This window comes from Streptomyces subrutilus (assembly GCF_008704535.1).
Lineage (GTDB): Bacteria > Actinomycetota > Actinomycetes > Streptomycetales > Streptomycetaceae > Streptomyces > Streptomyces subrutilus.
In genome coordinates this window covers 7,496,714-7,513,647 of sequence record NZ_CP023701.1, presented here as the reverse complement: position 1 = coordinate 7,513,647, position 16,934 = coordinate 7,496,714, and the positions used below count along the sequence as shown (strand labels likewise).

The following is a 16,934-nucleotide window of genomic DNA, read 5'->3' as shown; positions in this document are numbered from 1 at the left end:
AGGGAGGCGGCGCGTGACCGATCCGTTCGGCTTCCTCAGGATTCCGCGCGAGGCCGTCGCGGCCCGCGCCGTGACCGAGCGCCTCGGCGACTGGCGCGAGGTGTACGCGGGCCAGGCGCTGCTACCGCTCGTCTCCCGGCAGGCCGACCGCTGCATGGACTGCGGCGTCCCGTTCTGCCACACCGGGTGCCCGCTGGGAAACCTCATCCCCGAGTGGAACGCGTACGCCGCGCACGGCGACTGGCGGGCGGCGTACGAGCGGCTGCACGCGACCAACAACTTCCCGGAGTTCACCGGCCGGCTCTGCCCGGCCCCGTGCGAGGACGCCTGCGTACTGACGATCAACGCGGCTCCGGTGACCATCAAGAACGTCGAGCAGACCATCGCGGACGAGGGCATGCGGCGCGGCTACATGGCGCCGCGTCCCGCGGAGCGGTGCGGCCGGGGCGCGGGTGCGGTCGTGGACGTCATCGGCTCGGGACCGGCCGGACTGGCCGCGGCCCAGCAGCTGACCCGGGCCGGTCACCGCGTCACCGTCCACGAGCGGGCCGACCGGATCGGCGGCCTGCTGCGCTACGGCATCCCGGAGTTCAAGCTGGAGAAGGCGCACCTGGACCGCCGCATAGAGCAGATGCGGGCCGAGGGCACCGCCTTCGTGACGGGCAGCGACGTCGGGGGTTCGCCGGGCACGCCCGGCGCGGCCAGCGCGTCCGCGCTGCGCGAGGGGGCCGACGCGGTGGTCGTGGCGACCGGCGCGGGCGAGCGCAGGGAACTGCCGGTGCCCGGGCGCGGGTTGTCCGGCATCCACCAGGCCATGGAGTACCTGACCCTGGCCAACCGGGTGCGGGAGGGGGACCTGGCCGCATCGCCCGTGACGGCGGCGGGCCGGCACGTGGTGATCGTGGGCGGCGGGGACACCGGCTCGGACTGCCTCGGCACGGCCCTGCGGCAGGGCGCGCTGTCCGTGGTCCAACTCGACATCAACCCGGAACCGGGCGCCGCGCGGACCGACGGCGAACCGTGGCCGGTCTACCCGAGGGTGTACCGGATCTCCCACGCGCACGAGGAGGCCCGCGGACAGGCGGGCCTCGACCCGCGGCTGTTCTCCTGCGCGACCCTGCACTTCGAGGGGGACGCCTCGGGCCGGGTCCGGGCGCTGCGGCTGACCTCGGTGGAGCCGCCGGCCCGCGCTCCCGTCGCCGGGACCGAACGCGTCCTGCCGGCCGCGCTGGTCCTGCTGGCGCTGGGTTTCACCGGCGCCGAGCGGGCGGGCGGGCTGTACGAGCAGTTGGGGCTGGCCCTGGACGAGCAGGGGAACGTCGTACGCGACGCCTCGTTCGCGGCGGGCGGCGGTCGGGCGGCGCCGGGCGTGTTCGTGGCGGGCGACGCGGGCCGCGGGCAGTCCCTGGTGGTGTGGGCCATCGCCGAGGGCCGGTCGGCGGCGGCGGCCGTGGACCGCTACCTGACCGGCTCCACCGCCCTCCCCTCCCCCGTCGCCGCAGACGACCGGCCCCTCACGGCGCTGGGACGGATGCGGTACGGCGACGACTAGACCGTCTCTCCGGTGGGCCGCCTCTCCGATGGACGGACTCCGGTGGGCCGTCCCCGAACCGTTCCCCGTGCGTCGGCCGTCGCACGGCGGGTGCGGGACGAGGCCCTCTGGCGGCCGCGCGCGGACCTCGTGCACCATCACTGTGCTCCACCTGCCCGACCCAGCCCGACGCCCGAGCAAGCGGCCACCCGCAGGAGGCAGATCCGTGAAGTCCCGTTCCGTCATGACCGCCCTCTCCCTCGTCCTCGGTGCGCTCTTCGCACCCGGCTTCGGAGCGCTGGCCGGGTCGAGCGACGCCCAGGCGGCCACCAAGGTCAGCCACGCCACCGCGACGTCGATGTTCCGACAGGCCGGTGTCACCTGGTCGTCCTCCGGCAACTGCTCCGACCGGTCCAACGGCACCTGCACCTCCTTCGACCAGCTCAACCTCGCCACGGCGCAGGGGGCCCAGACCCTGAAGCGCGCCACCGGCTGCGCGCTCACGATCACGGGCGGGACGGAGACGGGGCACGCGAGCGGCACGTACTCGCACTGGAACGGGTACAAGCTGGACTTCGCCAAGGCCGCGTGCGTCACCAACTACATCAAGAACACGTTCACTTACATCGGGGTTCGCGGTGACGGCGCACCCCAGTGGCAGTCCGGCTCGGGCAACGTCTACGCCGACGAGGGCAACCACTGGGACGTCCTCTACTACAACTGCGGCGGCTGCTGAGCGCGGACCGCGGGGCCGGGCGGTGCGGCCGTCCGGGGCTGAAGTAGCGTTCCGGTCATGACCACGCCGCCGCCTCAGTCCCCGGGCCCGTACGGGCCCCCGCAGCCCCCGAGTCCGTACGGCGGAGAGCAGTACGGCGGATCGCCGTACGGTGCCCCGCAGTACGGGGGACCGCACTATGGCGGACCGCAGTACGGCGGACCGCACCAGCCCCCGCCGCCGCAGTCCGCACAGCCTCCGCATCCTCCGCAGCCCCTCCCGCAGCCGCCCTTCCCGCAGCAGCCCGCTCCCGGCCAAGGGGGCTGGGGACAGCCGCCGGTGGAGCCGCCGCCGCGCAGGAAGCGGACCGGCCTGGTGGTCGGGATCGTGGCGGCCTCGGTGGCGGGGCTCGGCCTCGTCGGCTTCTCCGTGAAGGTGCTCACCGAGGCGGGGGACGTGGCCACCGGCGCCGGCTTCCCCGAGGCCGAGTACCGGCTGACGGTGCCCAAGTCCCTGCTCGACGGCACGTACACGCTGGCGCAGGACCTGTCGCAGACCCAGGGCAAGGCGGCGCTCGACGGGGCCTACGACGCGAAGATCCGCGACCCGAAGCCCGCCGTGGGCCAGTACACGTCGGGCAAGGCCGCCGGTACGAGCGCCCTGGTGTTCTCGGGCATGTACGGCCAGTTCAAGGATCCGGCGGGCGCGCGCGCCACGATGATGGAAGGCGCCGCTACGGCGGACGGTGCGACCGTCGCGGTTCCGGCGAAGGAGATCACGCCCGCCGGGTCGGACATCACGCTGACCTGTCAGGTCCTCACCTCGACACAGGCCGGTGCGACGACCACGCTGCCGATGTGCGCCTGGGCCGACGGGAACACCGGCGCTTCGGTCGCCGTCGTGACCCCCGAGACGGCTCGGCAGAAGCCCCGCTCCGTCGACCTCGCGAAGGTGGCCGCGACCACCCTCAAGGTGCGCGAGGAAGCCCGGCAGCCCCTCGGCTGACGGGCGCGCCCGTCAGGGGACGAAGACGCTCCGGTTGCCGTTCGGGCGGTAGGTCTCGCCGGGACCGATCAGCCACTCCACCCGACCCGTGCAGAAGGTCCCGGACCAGACCGCGACGACGGAGTCGGTCCCGTTCGTCACCACCGGCGGTGCGTAGTCGCCCAGCGGGTAGCAGCCGCCGGGGTCGTGGTGGACCGTTCCGTCCACGATCAGGAACCCGTGGGCCGCGTACGCGGTTCCGGGCGCCGCGAACGCGAGCGCCGCGGCGGCCGCCACCGCCCCCAACGCCGTCGTCGTACGTCGCATCATGCGCATGCCTCTTTCCAGCCAGGCCCGTTGCGGGCGCGGTCGCTGCCGCCGGTCTAGCGCCCCAGGCCGGCCCGGGGGCCGCGTACGGCCGGTGCGTCACCCGCCCGGGCGCACCGGTTCACCGGCGGGCGGTCGTCCGGCAGGCGGGTTGACCGGCCGGCAGGCCCTCCCGGATGTCACCTTCCGCACCCGGCCGGACGCTGTGCGTCACCGGCCGCCGGGTCGCGCCCAGGCCCGGATTCCGGGCTGCCCGGCCGGTCGGGAGGAAGGGCGCCCCCGGCGGAGTTACGCTCGGGGGAGGCCGGGAAGGGATGGATGCGCATGTGCCGCTGGCTCGCCTATCTGGGTTCGCCGATGCTGCTGGACGCCCTGCTCTACCGCCCGGAACACTCGCTGATCAATCAGAGCCTGCACGCCAGGATGGGTGTGGAGTCGACCAACGGGGACGGTTTCGGCATCGGCTGGTACAGCGCGGACGGCGACGGCACCCCGGCCATCTTCCGGGACATCGGCCCGGCCTGGAACAACCGCAACCTGCAGGAGCTCTCCGCACACGTCCGGTCGCCGCTGTTCTTCGCGCACGTCCGCGCCTCCACCGGCTCGGCGATCCAGCAGACCAACTGCCATCCGTTTCGCCACGGCCGCTGGCTGTGGATGCACAACGGGGCCATCGCGGACTTCCACCGGCTGCAGCGCGACCTCTGCATGGCCGTCGATCCCGCGCTCTTCCCGTCCATCGAGGGGTCCACGGACTCCGAGGTGATGTTCTACCTGGCCGTCACCTTCGGTCTGGATCAGGACGTGCCGGGCGCGGTGGCGCGCATGGCGGGCCTCGTGGAGCGCACCGGCAAGGAGCACGGGGTCGCCGACCCCCTGCAGATGACCGTGGCGGTGAGCGACGGGCAGCGCGTGTGGGCCTTCCGCTACTCCAGCCAGGGCAGGTCCCGGTCGCTGTTCTACAGCAGCAGGGCCGAGACCGTACGGCACCTCTACCCGGAGGTGCCCTACCTCAAGGAGGTCTCCGACGAGACCCGGATGGTGGTCTCCGAGCCGCTGGGGAACCTGCCCGGCGTGTGGAACGAACTCCCCGAGGCCAGCTACACCGTGATCCCCTCCGGCCCCGACACGGACTACCTGCCGTTCATTCCCGAGTGACGGCAGACGACCGGCGTCGTCCGACCGATAGGGGATGGTTTACGGCGTAATGAGCGATTAGGGGGGTATGCGCCCTTCACCAACCCGCGTGCCCCAGGGGGCCCCATGGCACTGACCCTGTCCACGTCGCCCGCCGGCGGTGCGGCCGAGGAGCCGCCGCCCGCCACCGCCCCGTTGATGACCATGGGTGTGGAGGAGGAGTTCCTCCTCGTCGACCGCACCAGCCGCGCCCCCGTGGGCCGCGGCCCGCGCGTGATCGAGGCGGCCGCGCGGACGCTCGGGCCGTTCGTCCAGCCCGAGTTCTTCACCGCCCAGGTGGAGGTGTGCACCAGCCCGACGTCGGACACCTCGGCGCTCCGCGCCGACCTGGCCGGGTTGCGGGCCGCGCTGGTGCGGGCCGCGGACGACGAGGGGTGCCTGCTCCTCGCCTCCGGGACGCCGGTGATCCCGCCCGAGCGACCGCTCACCGTCACGCCCGAGGCGCGCTACCGGCGCATGGCGGCGGACTTCGCGTCGGCCGTCGGGGCCTGCGACCAGGTGGTGTCCGGCTGCCACGTGCATGTCGGAGTGAGCGGCCACGCGGAGGCGCTCAGGCTGGCGAACCGGATGCGGCCCTGGCTGCCGACCCTGCAGGCCGTCGCCGCCAACTCGCCCTTCGACCGCGGTCGCGACAGCGGGTACGCGAGCTGGCGCTCGGTCGAGCACGCCCGCTGGCCCACGGTGGGTCCGGCTCCGGTGCTGGACGAGGCGGGGTACGAGCGGGTCGCCGACACCCTGGTGCGCAGCGGGGCGGTGCTGGACCGGCGGATGATCTACTGGTTCGCCCGGCCTTCGGAGCACGTGCCGACCCTGGAGATCCGGGTCGCCGACACCAACTCCGACCTCGACACCGTCGTCCTGCTGGCCGTGCTGGTCCGCGGGCTCGCGGCCACGCTGCGGGAGGAGCCGGCCCGCGGCGGGCCGCCCCCGTCGCTCGGCTACCGCGCCCTGCGGGAGGCGCACCGGCTCGCGGCCGTGCACGGGTTGGCCGGCGACGGCCTGGACCTGGCCGCCGGGCGCCGGGTGCCGGCCTGGGAGCTGGTATGGCGGCTGCGCGAGCGGGCGGCGCCGGGGCTGGCGGCCTCCGGTGACCTGGGGCGCGCCGACGAGCTGCTGGGCCGGCTGCGGGAGCGGGGCGGCGGCGCCGACCGACAGCGCGCCGCCCACCGCCGCCGGGGACGCCTGGGCGACGTGGTGGACAGCCTGGCCCGGAGCACGGCCGCCGCCTGAGGCCGCGCGTCACCCGGCGGGCGGGGGCGGTGTCATCGCCCATCGGATGGTCCGGGTGAGGGCGCGGCCGGACAGCCGTAGGCACCTCTCACCCGGGCCGGTCGGCGAGCGCAGGCCCAGCATGCCGCGGGCCCACGGCGGCAGCAGCGCGACCGCGTTGGCGGCGAGCAGCGCGTACGGCGGGCGGGCGGGCCACGGGAGCGGCGGTTCGCGCAGGACGAAGCGGGCGGCGTCCAGCGCTTCGGGGGTCGCGCTCAGTGCGGGCCGGTACTGGGCCAGTCGGGCGGCCAGTGCGGCACGGTCGCGGGGCGGGTCCTCGACCCCGAGGGCGGCGGCGACCCGGGCGGTGTCGGCCACGTACTCGTCGCAGCCCGTCGCGTCCAGCGGGTGCGCGCCGAAGCGCTGGTGGGCCCGCAGGAAGCTGTCGACCTCGGCCGCGTGCACCCAGCCCAGCAGGTGGGGGTCGGCCGCGTGGTAGGGCTCCCCCTCGGCGGTGGCGCCCCGGATCCGGTCGTGCACCGCGCGGACCCGGTCGACGGCGCGTTGCGCGTCCTCGGCGGTGGCGTAGGTGGTGGCGGCGAGGAAGGTGCTGGTGCGCTGGAGCCGCCCCCAGGGGTCGCCCCGGAAGCCGGAGTGCGCGGCGACGGCGGCCATGGCGCGCGGGTGCAGCGACTGCAGCAGCAGGGCGCTCAGGCCCCCGACGAACATCGAGGCGTCGCCGTGGACCGTACGGATCGGCCGCTCGGGGCCGAACCAGCGGGGTCCCGGCGTGCCGTGGATGCGGGCGCGGTTCGCGGGGCCGGCCGGGCCCGCCACGCGGCGGAACAGCGCGCTGCCCAGTCGGCCCCGGAGGTCCGGACCGCCGCTCACCGCCGGGTGAGCGCGGTGGCCGGGGAGCGGTGCACCGCTCCGGCGCGGGCGTCCTCGCGGGCGGCCTGCTCGGGGTGGCGGCGGCGCCAGTACGGATTGTCGTGCGGCAGTCCGCCGGTCACCCGGCCGTACATCCCGAACGTGAGGATCAGCAGCCCCATGACGAAGCTGAAGATGACGTTCGACATGCTGAAGTCGAGGAGGTTGGCGGACTTGCCGATCAGGAAGAGGTTGACGAAGCCGCTGAGCACGAACAATCCGCCGACCACCATGTTCACGGTCGAGGCCACGTTGCCCCCGACGCAGGCGGCGACGACGAGGACGGCTCCGACGACGAGGGAGACCAGGCTCAGCAGGCCGTTGGTGGACAGGCCGGCGACCCGGGCGCCCTCGGTCGAGAAGAAGCCGAGTTCGTTGGTGAATCCCAGGCAGCCGAAGGCCAGGAGGAGGACGCCGCAGCCGGCGGCGCCGATGCGGTAGACCAGGGTCAGGCGGTGGTCCACGGGAAGTTCGTCACGCAGGTTCACGGCGTGCTCCTTGGGTGCTCCTCGGATGGTCCTGCGGTGCGGCTCCAGTCTGGGCAGGGCGCCGGCCTGGCGCATCTTGCAGCGTTCGCGCGTCGAATCGGCCGTGCGCCGCGGGGCCCGGGGCCGATGCCCCGGGCCCCGCGGCCGCGCTCCCGGTCAGGGTTTCCCCGGTCAGCCTCGGACGATGCTCCGCACGTTCTCGACGCTCCCGCAATCGGCGGCCAGGTGCCGTTCGCGCTCCTTCAGGAAGGCCGCGGCGAGCTCGGCCCTGCGCTCGTCGGGCACGTTCTCGCGGGCTCCGTTGAGGATCGTCCGCTCCTCCTCGTCGAGGTGGTGGGAGACCGCCTTGACGAGGTCCTCCAGACGCGCGTCCCAGGCGTCGGAGCCGACCTCGGACACTTCGAGCAGCGCGAGCAGGGCCTCGTTGCCCTCGGCGTGCTCCTCCGCACCGTGTTCCACTTCCTCGTTGTCAACGTTCTTGAAGCGCTTGAGCGCTCCGTAGACCTCGGACTCCTCCGCCTCGCCGTGCGCGATGAGCAGGGCGGAGAACGTCGCGAGCGCGGCCGCCCGGTCCGACTCGACGCTCCGCATCCGCCGGAACAGGTCCTCCATGGTGCGGTGGTCCTTGAGGATCACCGCGACGACGTCCTGCTCCTGCTGTTCGGCCGCGGCCATGTCGCTTCCCTCCGGTACGGGTTCTTCTGGTACGGGATCGTCCGTTGATACGGGATCCCCCGTGCTGGCGTGCGGGCCCCGGCGGTCGTGCACGGGCGGCCCGTCGGCCCGTGCGAGGGCCCCGGGCCGGGTCCGTGAAACCGGGGGCCACGTGAGGCACGTGCCCGGAGAAGATGCGACCATGCGCGTCCTCCCGACGGGTTTGACCTGCGGCCGGGCGGGCAGCCGCGTCAACGAATCGGACGAGCCCCCTGAATGGCCTGAATGGAGGGCGGAGATGTCAACCAGCACGCTGATAGCCGTGATCGTCGTCGCGGCGGTCGTGGTCATCGCGCTCACGGCGCTCCTGTGGACGCTGTCACGCCGGCGCCACCTGCGGGAGCGCTTCGGGCCGGAGTACGAGCGCACGGTCGAGGACGAGGGCGGCAGGATGGCCGCCGAACGTGAGCTGCGGGCCCGCGAGAGCCGGCACGACGAGCTTGAGATCAAGGAGCTGCCGGCCGAGCGCCGGCACCAGTACGCGGAAGAGTGGAGCGGGGTCCAGCAGCGGTTCGTCGACCGGCCGGAGGGTTCCGTGGCCGAGGCCGACGAGCTGGTCACCCGCCTGATGGGCGAGCGCGGATACCCCACCGACGGCTACCGCGGACAGCTACGCGACCTGTCGGTGGAGCACGGACACACGCTGGAGCAGTACCGGGCCGCCCACGCGGTGAAGGTGCGCTCCGGTGAGGGACAAGTGACGACAGAGGAGCTCCGAGGGGCGATGGTGCACTACCGCGCCCTCTTCGAGGAGCTGCTCGGCGACCAGAGGAGCCGATGAGCATGCGCAACCGCGACGAGAAGGCCGAGCGGGCGGACGAGCCCGTCCTGACGACCGAGGACCTCGCGCGTCCCGGCATACACGCCGAGCGCGCCGCCGACCCGCGCATCGACCGCGGAGCGGAGCACGAGGCCGGGCGCGAGGCCCGCTGGGTACCCGGAACAGAGGGCGGCCACGCGACCGACCCGGCCACCGACCCCGCCCTGGGCCGGGAGTCCGGCCCGCACGCGGGGCTGCAGAACGACCCGGACGCCGGGCTGGGCCAGGGCGTGGACCAGGGTGTGGACCCCTACCGCCAGCCGGAGCCCGGGACGGGCCCCGGCGCGGGCGCCGACGCCGACGCAGCCGTCTTCCCGGGCGAGGCCACCCGCGACCTGGACGGACCCGGCCGCAACGGCACCGGGCGGACCGCTGACGGCGGTCCTCCGGGCGACGGCGGCCGTCCGGAAGGCACGGGAACGGGTGCGGTGACGGGCGCCCACGCCGGGGACACCGACGGCGAGCCGCTCCTCGGCGCGGCCGAGGCGGAGTCGTACCGCACGACGTGGAGCGAGATCCAGGGACGCTTCGTGGACGACCCGCGCGAAGCCGTGCGGTCCGCCGACACCCTGGTCGCAGAGGTCATGCAGGCCTTCGCGGGCACCCTGGCCGAGCACCGGAGCCGGCTGGAGAAGCAGTGGGACAGCGGCGAGGAAGTGGCCACCGAAGACCTGCGGCTGGCCCTGCGGGCGTACCGGTCGCTCGTCAACCGGCTGCTCGACACCTGATCCGTCAGGTCCACCGGGCGGCCGCCGGAGACGTCCACGTGCCCCGGGCCGCCTCACGGGTCCCGGGGCACGTGGACGTCCAGGACGCACATGTCGTCCCGGTCGTCCGGACGCAGCGCGGCCGGCGTCCGGGCCGGGGCCTTCTCGCGGCCGTCCCCGCACCAACCGCACCGCGGTCCCGGCGAGCCGGGCGAGACCCTCTTCGAGGTCCTCGCCCGGCTCTTCGACGAGTCCGTCCGTGTAGAGCCATGGTGGCGGTCGCGCCCGAAGGGTCCGAAGCCGTGTGCGGCAGCAGGGTGTTGAGCGTGCTCGGCACGGCGGGCAGGGCGGCGCACGGGCGGACGTCCCCCTGACGGCCCGTTTGCCCGCGCTCCGGGCCGGGCAGACGCCGGTGCATGTCCGAACCTGATGAATCGAAGAGCGGGACGGTCACGACCAAGGTCCCGGCACGGTTGGACCAGCTCCCCTGGTCCCGTTGGCATTGGATGATCGTGATCGGGCTGGGCACCGTGTGGGTGCTGGACGGCCTCGAGGTGACCATCGTCGGCAACATCGCGAGCCGGCTCTCGGAGGACGGCAGCGGCCTCTCGATCACCGACGCCCAGGTCACCGGCGTCGCGGCCGCCCTCTACGTGGCGGGCGCCTGCTTCGGGGCCCTGTTCTTCGGCCGGCTGACCGACCTCTACGGCCGCAAGAAGCTGTTCCTGATCACACTGGCGGTCTACCTGGCGGCCACGGCCATGACGGCGCTGTCCTTCTCCGCCTGGTGGTTCTTCCTGTTCCGCTTCCTCACCGGCTTCGGCATCGGCGGTGAGTACGCCGCCATCAACTCGGCGATCGACGAGCTGATCCCCAGCAAGTACCGCGGCCGGGTCGACCTCATCATCAACGGCAGCTTCTGGCTGGGCGCGGTGGCGGGGTCGCTGCTGTCGGTCGTCGCGCTCAACACCGACCTGTTCCCGGCCTCGGTGGGCTGGCGGCTGACCTTCGCCCTGGGCGTCGTGCTCGGCCTGGTCATCCTGCTCGTACGGCGCCACGTGCCCGAGAGTCCGCGGTGGATGTTCATCCACGGCCGGGCCGAGGAGGCGGATGCGCTGGTCGCCGACGTGGAACGGCAGGTGGAGGCGGAGAAGGGGGTACGGCTGCCGGAGCCGGACGAGTCCATCACCGTGGTGCAGCACCGCAGCATCGGCTTCGGCGAGATCGCGAAGACCGTGTTCCGCTCCTATCCGCGCCGGGCCGTGCTGGGACTGTCCCTCTTCGTCGGCCAGGCCTTCCTGTACAACGCCATCACCTTCGGCTTCGGTTCCATCCTCGTCACGTTCTTCGACGTCTCCAGCGGGGTGACCGGCTACTACTTCGCCGTCATCGCCTTCGGCAACTTCCTCGGCCCGCTGTTGCTGGGCCGCATGTTCGACACCGTGGGCCGGCGGCCCATGATCTCGGGGACGTACATCCTGTCCGGGCTGCTGCTCTTCGGGACCGCGTGGCTCTTCGGGGCGGGCAAGCTGTCCGCCGTGACGATGACCGCCTGCTGGTGCGTGGTGCTCTTCTTCGCCTCGGCAGGGGCCAGTTCGGCGTACCTGACCGTCAGCGAGATCTTCCCGATGGAGACGCGCGCGATGGCGATCGCCTTCTTCTACGCGATCGGCACCGCGGCGGGCGGCATCTCCGGTCCGCTGATCTTCGCGGGCCTCACGTCGAGCGGGGTGGTGGGCGACGCCGTGATCGCCTTCTGCATCGGGGCCTCGCTGATGGTGGCGGCCGGGGTGGTGGCGGTCTTCTTCGCGGTCGCCGCCGAGGGGCGTTCCCTGGAGCAGATCGCCACCCCCCTCTCCGCGCGCGAGGCCGCCGACGCTCCGGCCGCCTGACGACGGCGCGAGCGCAGTCCCGCCGACGGTCCGCGCGCCACGAAGCGGCCTGCGACCGGCCACGACCGACCCCCGCCTTCCCCGGCGCACAGCGGTGCGCGCCGGGGAAGGCGCGCGTTCTGGGCCATAGTTGTCCTCGCGCGGCACGAGAACCGACACAGACAAGCAGGGTGAACCATGTTCGAACCGGTACGGGACAACCCCTACCCCGACAGCCACGTCCTCGGCGAGGGCCCCGAGCCGCATCCCCTGCTGGGGCCGGTGCTGCCGCTGCTGGGGCGCTGGCACGGACGGGGCCGGGGCGAGTATCCGACCCTCCCGCAGGACTTCCGGTACGAGCAGGAGATCACCTTCAGCCACGACGGCCGCCCCTTCCTGCGCTATGAGGCCCGCGCCTGGCTGGTCGACGGCGACGGGGTCCCGGTGCGGCCGGCGGGGCGCGAGTCCGGGTGGTGGCGGGTGACGCCGGACGCCACCCTGGAGGTGGTGCTGGCCCACCCGACCGGCATCGTCGAGACGTACGTGGGACGGGCGGCCGGCACCGAGTTCGAGATCGGGACGAAGGAGGTGTCGCTGACGCCGCTGGCCAAGGAGGTCACCGGCACCCGGCGCCACTACACCGTGGACGAGGGCCGGATGACGGTGGTCCACGACATGGCCGCCGTGGGGCAGCCGCTCCAGCACCACCTCACGACCCACCTGCGGCTGCGCCCGTCCTGAACGCGTCCCGGGGACCGGGTGGCGTGCCGGCCGCGCGCACGCACCCGGTTTCCGGGCGGTGTCGCGGGCACCGATGAGTTTTCCCGGCCCGGGCAGTCATGTCCTTCACGGTCGGACGACACGGGAGGAACCCATGACCCAGCTCCTGAGAGTGCAGAACTTCAACGTATCCAGCGACGGGATCGGCGCGGGCGAGGACCAGAGCCTGGAGCGGCCGTTCGGCCACGTCGATCCCGGGCGGCTGTTCGCCTGGGCCGGCGCCACGGCGAGCTGGCCCATGCGCACCGATCCCGGGGGCAGCCGGGGCCTGGACGACTACCTCACGCGGGACTACCCGCGCAACATCGGCGCCGAGATCATGGGCCGCAACAAGTTCGGGCCGCAGCGCGGGCCCTGGGAGGACCACGAGTGGTGCGGCTGGTGGGGGGACGAGCCCCCGTTCCGCACGCCGGTGTTCGTCCTGACGCACCACGAGCGGCCGTCCTTCACGCTCTCCGACACGACCTTCCACTTCGTCGCGGGCGACCCGGCCGATGTGCTCGCCCGGGCGAAGGAGGCGGCGCGGGGCAAGGACGTGCGGCTCGGCGGCGGGGTCACCACGATCCGGCAGTTCCTCGACGCCGACCTCGTCGACACCCTGCACGTGGCGGTCTCACCGGTGGAGCTCGGGTCCGGGCTGCGGCTCTGGGAGTCCCCCGACGAACTGCTCGACCGCTTCCACCTCGACGTCGTGCCCAGCCCGAGCGGGGTGACGCACCACTTGTTCTGGCGCAGGTGACCCGGCGGCCTGCGGCGGGGGCCGTGCGTGCGCCGGTGCGTGCGGTGGTGCGCGGCTCTTGCCGTTGAGCGGGTTGCTTCCCATACTCGCGCGGCCCGTCACCGCCGTCGTGGAGGTTTCCCCATGCGCAGGAACGCCCTGCTGTCGTCCGTGCTCGCCGCCGTCCTGGCGGTCCCCCTCGTCACCGCGTCCACCGCCGCGGCCGATCCGGAGGCCGCCGCCTCCGGGCCGGTCCGCAAGGTCATCCTCGACGCCGACATGGGCGAGCTGAACGACGACGCCGTCACCATGTTCATGCTCGCCGCGTCCCCGCAGGTCGACCTCCTCGGCGTCACGGTCGTCTCCGGCAACACCTGGGTCGAGGAGGGCACCGCGTACGCGCTGCGCCAGTTGGAGCTGGCCGGCCGCTCCGACGTCCCGGTGGCCGCCGGGGCCGGGGAGCCGCTGATGCCCGGCCGCCGGGAGCGGCTGGCCGCCGAGAACGCGCTCTACGGCACCGCGCCCTGGACGGGCGCCTTCGAGTCCGCGCGTCCGCCCGCCCACGACCGGCTCGCGGAGCCCCCGTACGGCGGGTACGCGAAGACGCGGCCGGTCCGCTCCGGCGCCGTCGACTTCATCGTGGAGCAGGTCAGGCGGCACCCGCACCAGATCACCTTCATCGCGGCGGGACCGGCCACCAACCTGGCGCTCGCGGTGCGCAGCCATCCGGAGATCGTGCCGCTGTTCAAGGAGGTCGTCTACATGGGCGGCGCCTTCGACAAGCCGGGCAACATCACCCCGGCGGCCGAGTTCAACTGGTGGTTCGACCCGGAGTCCGCGCGGATCGCCGTCCGTACGCCGTTCCCCCGGCAGACGGTGCTGCCGGACGACGCGGCCCAGCACGTGAAGTACACCAGGACGCAGTACGAGGCCGTCACCGCGGGCCCCTCGACCCCGGTGAAGAAGATGTTCAAGGACCTCCAGGGCCCGGAGTTCGCGAAGGACCCGCAGCACTTCACGTACGTGTGGGACGCGCTGACGGCGGCCGTCCTGCTGGACCCGGCCGTCGCCGTCGCGCCCGAGGAGCGGTACGTGGACGTGGACGCGGACTTCGGTCCGGACTACGGGCGTTCGCTCGGCTACCGGCTCGACGAGTTCTCGGCGCCCCGCAACCCGGCGGGGACCCGGAAGGCGACGGTGGTGACGGGGATCGACACCGCCCGGTTCTGGTCGCTGTACGTGGGTCTGCTGCGCCGCGCCTGACGTGGTGAAGCGTGTCAATCGACCGCATCCGGGGTCTTGCGGTTGCCACGGTTGCTTCCCATACTCCGCGCAACACGAGTTGCCAACTCGTGTTGCAGGAGCGACACGTGGCATTCGTCCCCATCTCCGGGAGTGTTCGGCATGGCTACACGGCAGGACGTGGCACGGCTCGCGGGCACCTCCCCCGCGGTCGTCAGCTACGTGCTCAACAACGGGCCCCGGTCGGTGGCCCCGGCCACCAAGGAGCGGGTCTTGGCGGCGGTGCGCACCCTCGACTACCGGCCCAACGCGGTCGCCCGCTCGCTGCGGATGAGCCAGACCATGACGCTCGGGCTGGTCGTGCCGGACGCGGCCAACCCGTTCTTCGCGGAGCTGGCCCGCTCCCTGGAGGACCACGCCTGGGCCGCCGGCTACACCCTGCTGGTGGGCAACACGGTCGACGATCCGGGCCGCGAGGCCGGCTACATCCGGACCTTCGTGGACCGCCAGGTGGACGGGCTGGTGCTCATCCCCTCCCAGGGCGACCGGCCGTGGCGGGCCGAGCTGGCCCGCTCCGCCGTCCCGAGCATCGTCTTCGACCGCGAACTGACCGGCGTCGCCGCCTCCCACGTCGTGGTCGACAACGCGGGCGGGGCGCGGGCCGCCACCGAGCACCTGCTGGCCCACGGCCGGCGCCGGGTCGGCTGCATCGCCGGCCCGGTCGGCATCCACCCCACGGTGGACCGGGTGGTGGGCTGGCGCACCGCCCTGGAGGCGGCGGGCCTGCGGGCGGGGTCCGGCTCGGGCGGGACCACCGGCTGGGAGGCCCTGCCCGAGGCGGCCCCGCTGCTGCACGGCCAGTTCGGGCGGCTCGACGGCTACCGCTCCGGGCGGGCGCTGCTGTCGCTGGACCGGTCGGTGGACGCCTTGTTCGTCACCTCGGACGAGCAGGCGTTCGGGGTGCTGCGGGCCGCCACCGAGCTGGGCATCCGGGTGCCGGAGGACCTGGCGCTGGTGTCCTTCGACGGGATCGCGGCCGGGGCCTACACCTGTCCGGCGCTGTCCACCATGCGCCAGCCCTTCGAGGGGCTCGCGCGGACCGCCGTACGACGGCTGCTGGGCCGGATGAGGGACCCGGACCTGCCGCCGACCCGGGACGTGCTGCCGGTGTCCCTGCTCGCCCGGGGCTCCTGCGGCTGCCTCGACCCGGCGGGCGGCGAACACGCCCCCGCCTCCACCCCGTACGAGGCGGAGGAGTCCCGCAGCGATGGATGAGCGATTGGTCGTGATCGGCAGCCTCAACATGGACCTGTCGGTCACCGTGTCCCGGCTGCCACGGCCGGGCGAGACGGTCTCCGGGGCCGATGTGGTGCGCGGGGCCGGCGGCAAGGGCGCCAACCAGGCCGTGGCCGCCGCCCGGCTCGGCGCCGGCGTACGGATGGTGGGCCTGCTCGGCGAGGACACGCTGGGCGGTGAACTGCGGGCCGGGCTGCTGGCCGAGGGCGTGGACGCCGGGGGGATCGCCCAGCTTCCCGGGGTGTCGACGGGCCTGGCGCTCATCGTCGTCCAGCGGGACGGGGAGAACACCATCACCCTCTCCCCCGGTGCCAACCACCGGCTGGACGTGCCCGCGCTGGAGGAGCTGGCGGAGCCGGCCGGTCCGGGTGAGACCCTGCTGCTCCAGCTGGAGGTCCCGGTCGAGACGGTCCTGGCCGCCGCCCGTTCGGCGCGCGCGGCGGGGGCGCTGACGGTGCTGAACGCGGCGCCGCTGCCGGCCCTGCCGCTGCCCTCGGAGCTGCTGGCGGCGGTCGACGTCCTGGTGGTCAACGAGACCGAGGCCGCGGGGCTGCTGGCGCCCGGTCCGGAGCCCGACTGGGCGACGCACGCGCGGCGGCTGCGGGCGCTGGGCCCGGACACCGTGGTGATCACCCTGGGCGCGGCGGGTGCGGTGGCGGCGGGTCCGGACGGTCCGGTGGCCGAGGACGGGTTCCCGGTCGCCGCGGTGGACACGGTGGGCGCGGGGGACGCCTTCTGCGCGCAGTTGGCGCTGGCCCTGGGCGCCGGGGTTCCGCTCGCGCAAGCCGTACGGCGCTCCTGCGCGGCGGGGGCGCTGGCGACCACCCGGCGCGGAGCCCAGGCGGCGCTGCCGACCCGGGCCGAGGTGGACGGTCTGCTGGTGCGCTCCGGAGCGGGGGTGGCGGGCCGTGCGCGCTGAGGGGCTGTGGCATCCGCGGCTGCTGCACCTGGTGGCCTCGCTGGGGCACGGGGAGCTGCTGGTCGTGGCCGATCCGGGGCTGCCCGTACCGGCCGGGGTGGAGTGCGTGGACCTGGTGTGGCGGCGCGGGGATCCGCCGCTGGGTCCGGTGCTGGCCTGCGTGCTGGGCGAGCTGGCCGCGGAGCGGGCGACGGTCGCGGCGGAGGCCGCCGATCCGGGGCTGCTGGCGGTGTTCGCGCGGGAGTTGGCCGGGCTGCCCGTGGACCGGGTCGCGCACGCCGAGCTCAAGGAACTGACCGGCCGGGCCCGCGCGGTGGTCCGGACCGGGGAGGCGACCCCGTACGCCAACGTGGTGCTGCGGGCCGGGGTCCCCTTCTGACGGGGCCCTCCGGGCACCCCGGCGGCACGCCGCTCCCCCGCCCCTTCCCTCCGTCTCCGTCCGTCCCTCTCTCCCCTTCCGTTTTCTCCGACTTCGCTTCCAGCCGA

At 73.8% G+C, this 16,934-nt stretch carries 18 protein-coding genes; 14 read left to right on the top strand and 4 right to left on the bottom strand.

Features of this window, described 5'->3' with window-relative positions:
- Window positions 1-13 precede the first annotated feature (13 nt).
- The 3 genes from CP968_RS33440 to CP968_RS33430 all read left to right on the top strand — a co-directional run bounded on the left by CP968_RS33440 (window position 14) and on the right by CP968_RS33430 (window position 3,251).
- Complete coding sequence (locus CP968_RS33440; protein WP_150521537.1) at window positions 14-1,552, top strand: glutamate synthase subunit beta; 1,539 nt, start codon at window positions 14-16, stop codon at window positions 1,550-1,552.
- Window positions 1,553-1,757: 205 nt separating this feature from the next.
- On the top strand, window positions 1,758-2,267 hold the full coding sequence (locus CP968_RS33435; protein WP_150521536.1) for a hypothetical protein: 510 nt from the start codon (window positions 1,758-1,760) through the stop codon (window positions 2,265-2,267).
- A gap of 318 nt (window positions 2,268-2,585) precedes the next feature.
- Window positions 2,586-3,251: a hypothetical protein gene (locus tag CP968_RS33430; protein ID WP_306419924.1), complete on the top strand. Its 666-nt coding sequence runs from the start codon at window positions 2,586-2,588 to the stop codon at window positions 3,249-3,251.
- A gap of 12 nt (window positions 3,252-3,263) precedes the next feature.
- Here CP968_RS33430 and CP968_RS33425 read toward each other — a convergent pair whose 3' ends face one another.
- Window positions 3,264-3,560, bottom strand: a complete 297-nt coding sequence (locus tag CP968_RS33425) for a hypothetical protein (protein ID WP_167536906.1) — start codon at window positions 3,558-3,560, stop codon at window positions 3,264-3,266.
- Between the two features lie 321 nt (window positions 3,561-3,881).
- Here CP968_RS33425 and CP968_RS33420 point away from each other — a divergent pair, with 321 nt between their 5' ends.
- Window positions 3,882-4,715 carry a class II glutamine amidotransferase gene (locus CP968_RS33420; protein ID WP_150521533.1) on the top strand — a complete coding sequence of 278 codons (834 nt, stop codon included), beginning with the start codon at window positions 3,882-3,884 and terminating at the stop codon, window positions 4,713-4,715.
- A 105-nt stretch (window positions 4,716-4,820) separates the two neighbouring features.
- Complete coding sequence (locus CP968_RS33415) at window positions 4,821-5,984, top strand: carboxylate-amine ligase (protein WP_150521532.1); 1,164 nt, start codon at window positions 4,821-4,823, stop codon at window positions 5,982-5,984.
- Between the two features lie 9 nt (window positions 5,985-5,993).
- Here CP968_RS33415 and CP968_RS33410 read toward each other — a convergent pair whose 3' ends face one another.
- The 3 genes from CP968_RS33410 to CP968_RS33400 all read right to left on the bottom strand — a co-directional run bounded on the left by CP968_RS33410 (window position 5,994) and on the right by CP968_RS33400 (window position 8,056).
- Window positions 5,994-6,854: an oxygenase MpaB family protein gene (locus CP968_RS33410; protein WP_150521531.1), complete on the bottom strand. Its 861-nt coding sequence runs from the start codon at window positions 6,852-6,854 to the stop codon at window positions 5,994-5,996.
- Window positions 6,851-7,381 carry a DUF4383 domain-containing protein gene (locus CP968_RS33405; RefSeq protein ID WP_150521530.1) on the bottom strand — a complete coding sequence of 177 codons (531 nt, stop codon included), beginning with the start codon at window positions 7,379-7,381 and terminating at the stop codon, window positions 6,851-6,853. Before CP968_RS33405 ends, CP968_RS33410 begins: the two co-directional genes overlap by 4 nt.
- A 171-nt stretch (window positions 7,382-7,552) precedes the next feature.
- Complete coding sequence (locus CP968_RS33400; protein ID WP_150521529.1) at window positions 7,553-8,056, bottom strand: hemerythrin domain-containing protein; 504 nt, start codon at window positions 8,054-8,056, stop codon at window positions 7,553-7,555.
- A 277-nt stretch (window positions 8,057-8,333) separates the two neighbouring features.
- Between CP968_RS33400 and CP968_RS33395 the strand changes: the two genes are divergently transcribed.
- From CP968_RS33395 to rbsD, 9 genes are all read left to right on the top strand, one after another.
- Entirely contained in the window at window positions 8,334-8,876 is a 543-nt protein-coding gene (locus CP968_RS33395; protein ID WP_150521528.1) for a hypothetical protein, read from the top strand.
- Entirely contained in the window at window positions 8,873-9,643 is a 771-nt protein-coding gene (locus tag CP968_RS33390) for a hypothetical protein (RefSeq protein WP_150521527.1), read from the top strand. Before CP968_RS33395 ends, CP968_RS33390 begins: the two co-directional genes overlap by 4 nt.
- Before the next feature lie 395 nt (window positions 9,644-10,038).
- Window positions 10,039-11,514, top strand: a complete 1,476-nt coding sequence (locus CP968_RS33385) for an MFS transporter (protein ID WP_150521526.1) — start codon at window positions 10,039-10,041, stop codon at window positions 11,512-11,514.
- A 177-nt stretch (window positions 11,515-11,691) separates the two neighbouring features.
- Window positions 11,692-12,234 (top strand): heme-binding beta-barrel domain-containing protein, encoded by a 543-nt coding sequence (locus CP968_RS33380; RefSeq protein ID WP_150521525.1) that lies wholly within the window; start codon window positions 11,692-11,694, stop codon window positions 12,232-12,234.
- Between the two features lie 133 nt (window positions 12,235-12,367).
- Window positions 12,368-13,012 (top strand): dihydrofolate reductase family protein, encoded by a 645-nt coding sequence (locus CP968_RS33375; protein ID WP_150521524.1) that lies wholly within the window; start codon window positions 12,368-12,370, stop codon window positions 13,010-13,012.
- A gap of 123 nt (window positions 13,013-13,135) precedes the next feature.
- Window positions 13,136-14,254 carry a nucleoside hydrolase gene (locus CP968_RS33370; RefSeq protein WP_150521523.1) on the top strand — a complete coding sequence of 373 codons (1,119 nt, stop codon included), beginning with the start codon at window positions 13,136-13,138 and terminating at the stop codon, window positions 14,252-14,254.
- Window positions 14,255-14,395: 141 nt separating this feature from the next.
- Entirely contained in the window at window positions 14,396-15,508 is a 1,113-nt protein-coding gene (locus CP968_RS33365) for a LacI family DNA-binding transcriptional regulator (protein ID WP_150521522.1), read from the top strand.
- Entirely contained in the window at window positions 15,501-16,448 is a 948-nt protein-coding gene (locus tag CP968_RS33360) for a ribokinase (RefSeq protein ID WP_150521521.1), read from the top strand. The genes CP968_RS33365 and CP968_RS33360 overlap by 8 nt, the downstream gene beginning before the upstream one ends.
- On the top strand, window positions 16,438-16,827 hold the full coding sequence (rbsD, locus tag CP968_RS33355; protein ID WP_150521520.1) for a D-ribose pyranase: 390 nt from the start codon (window positions 16,438-16,440) through the stop codon (window positions 16,825-16,827). Before CP968_RS33360 ends, rbsD begins: the two co-directional genes overlap by 11 nt.
- Window positions 16,828-16,934 lie beyond the last annotated feature (107 nt).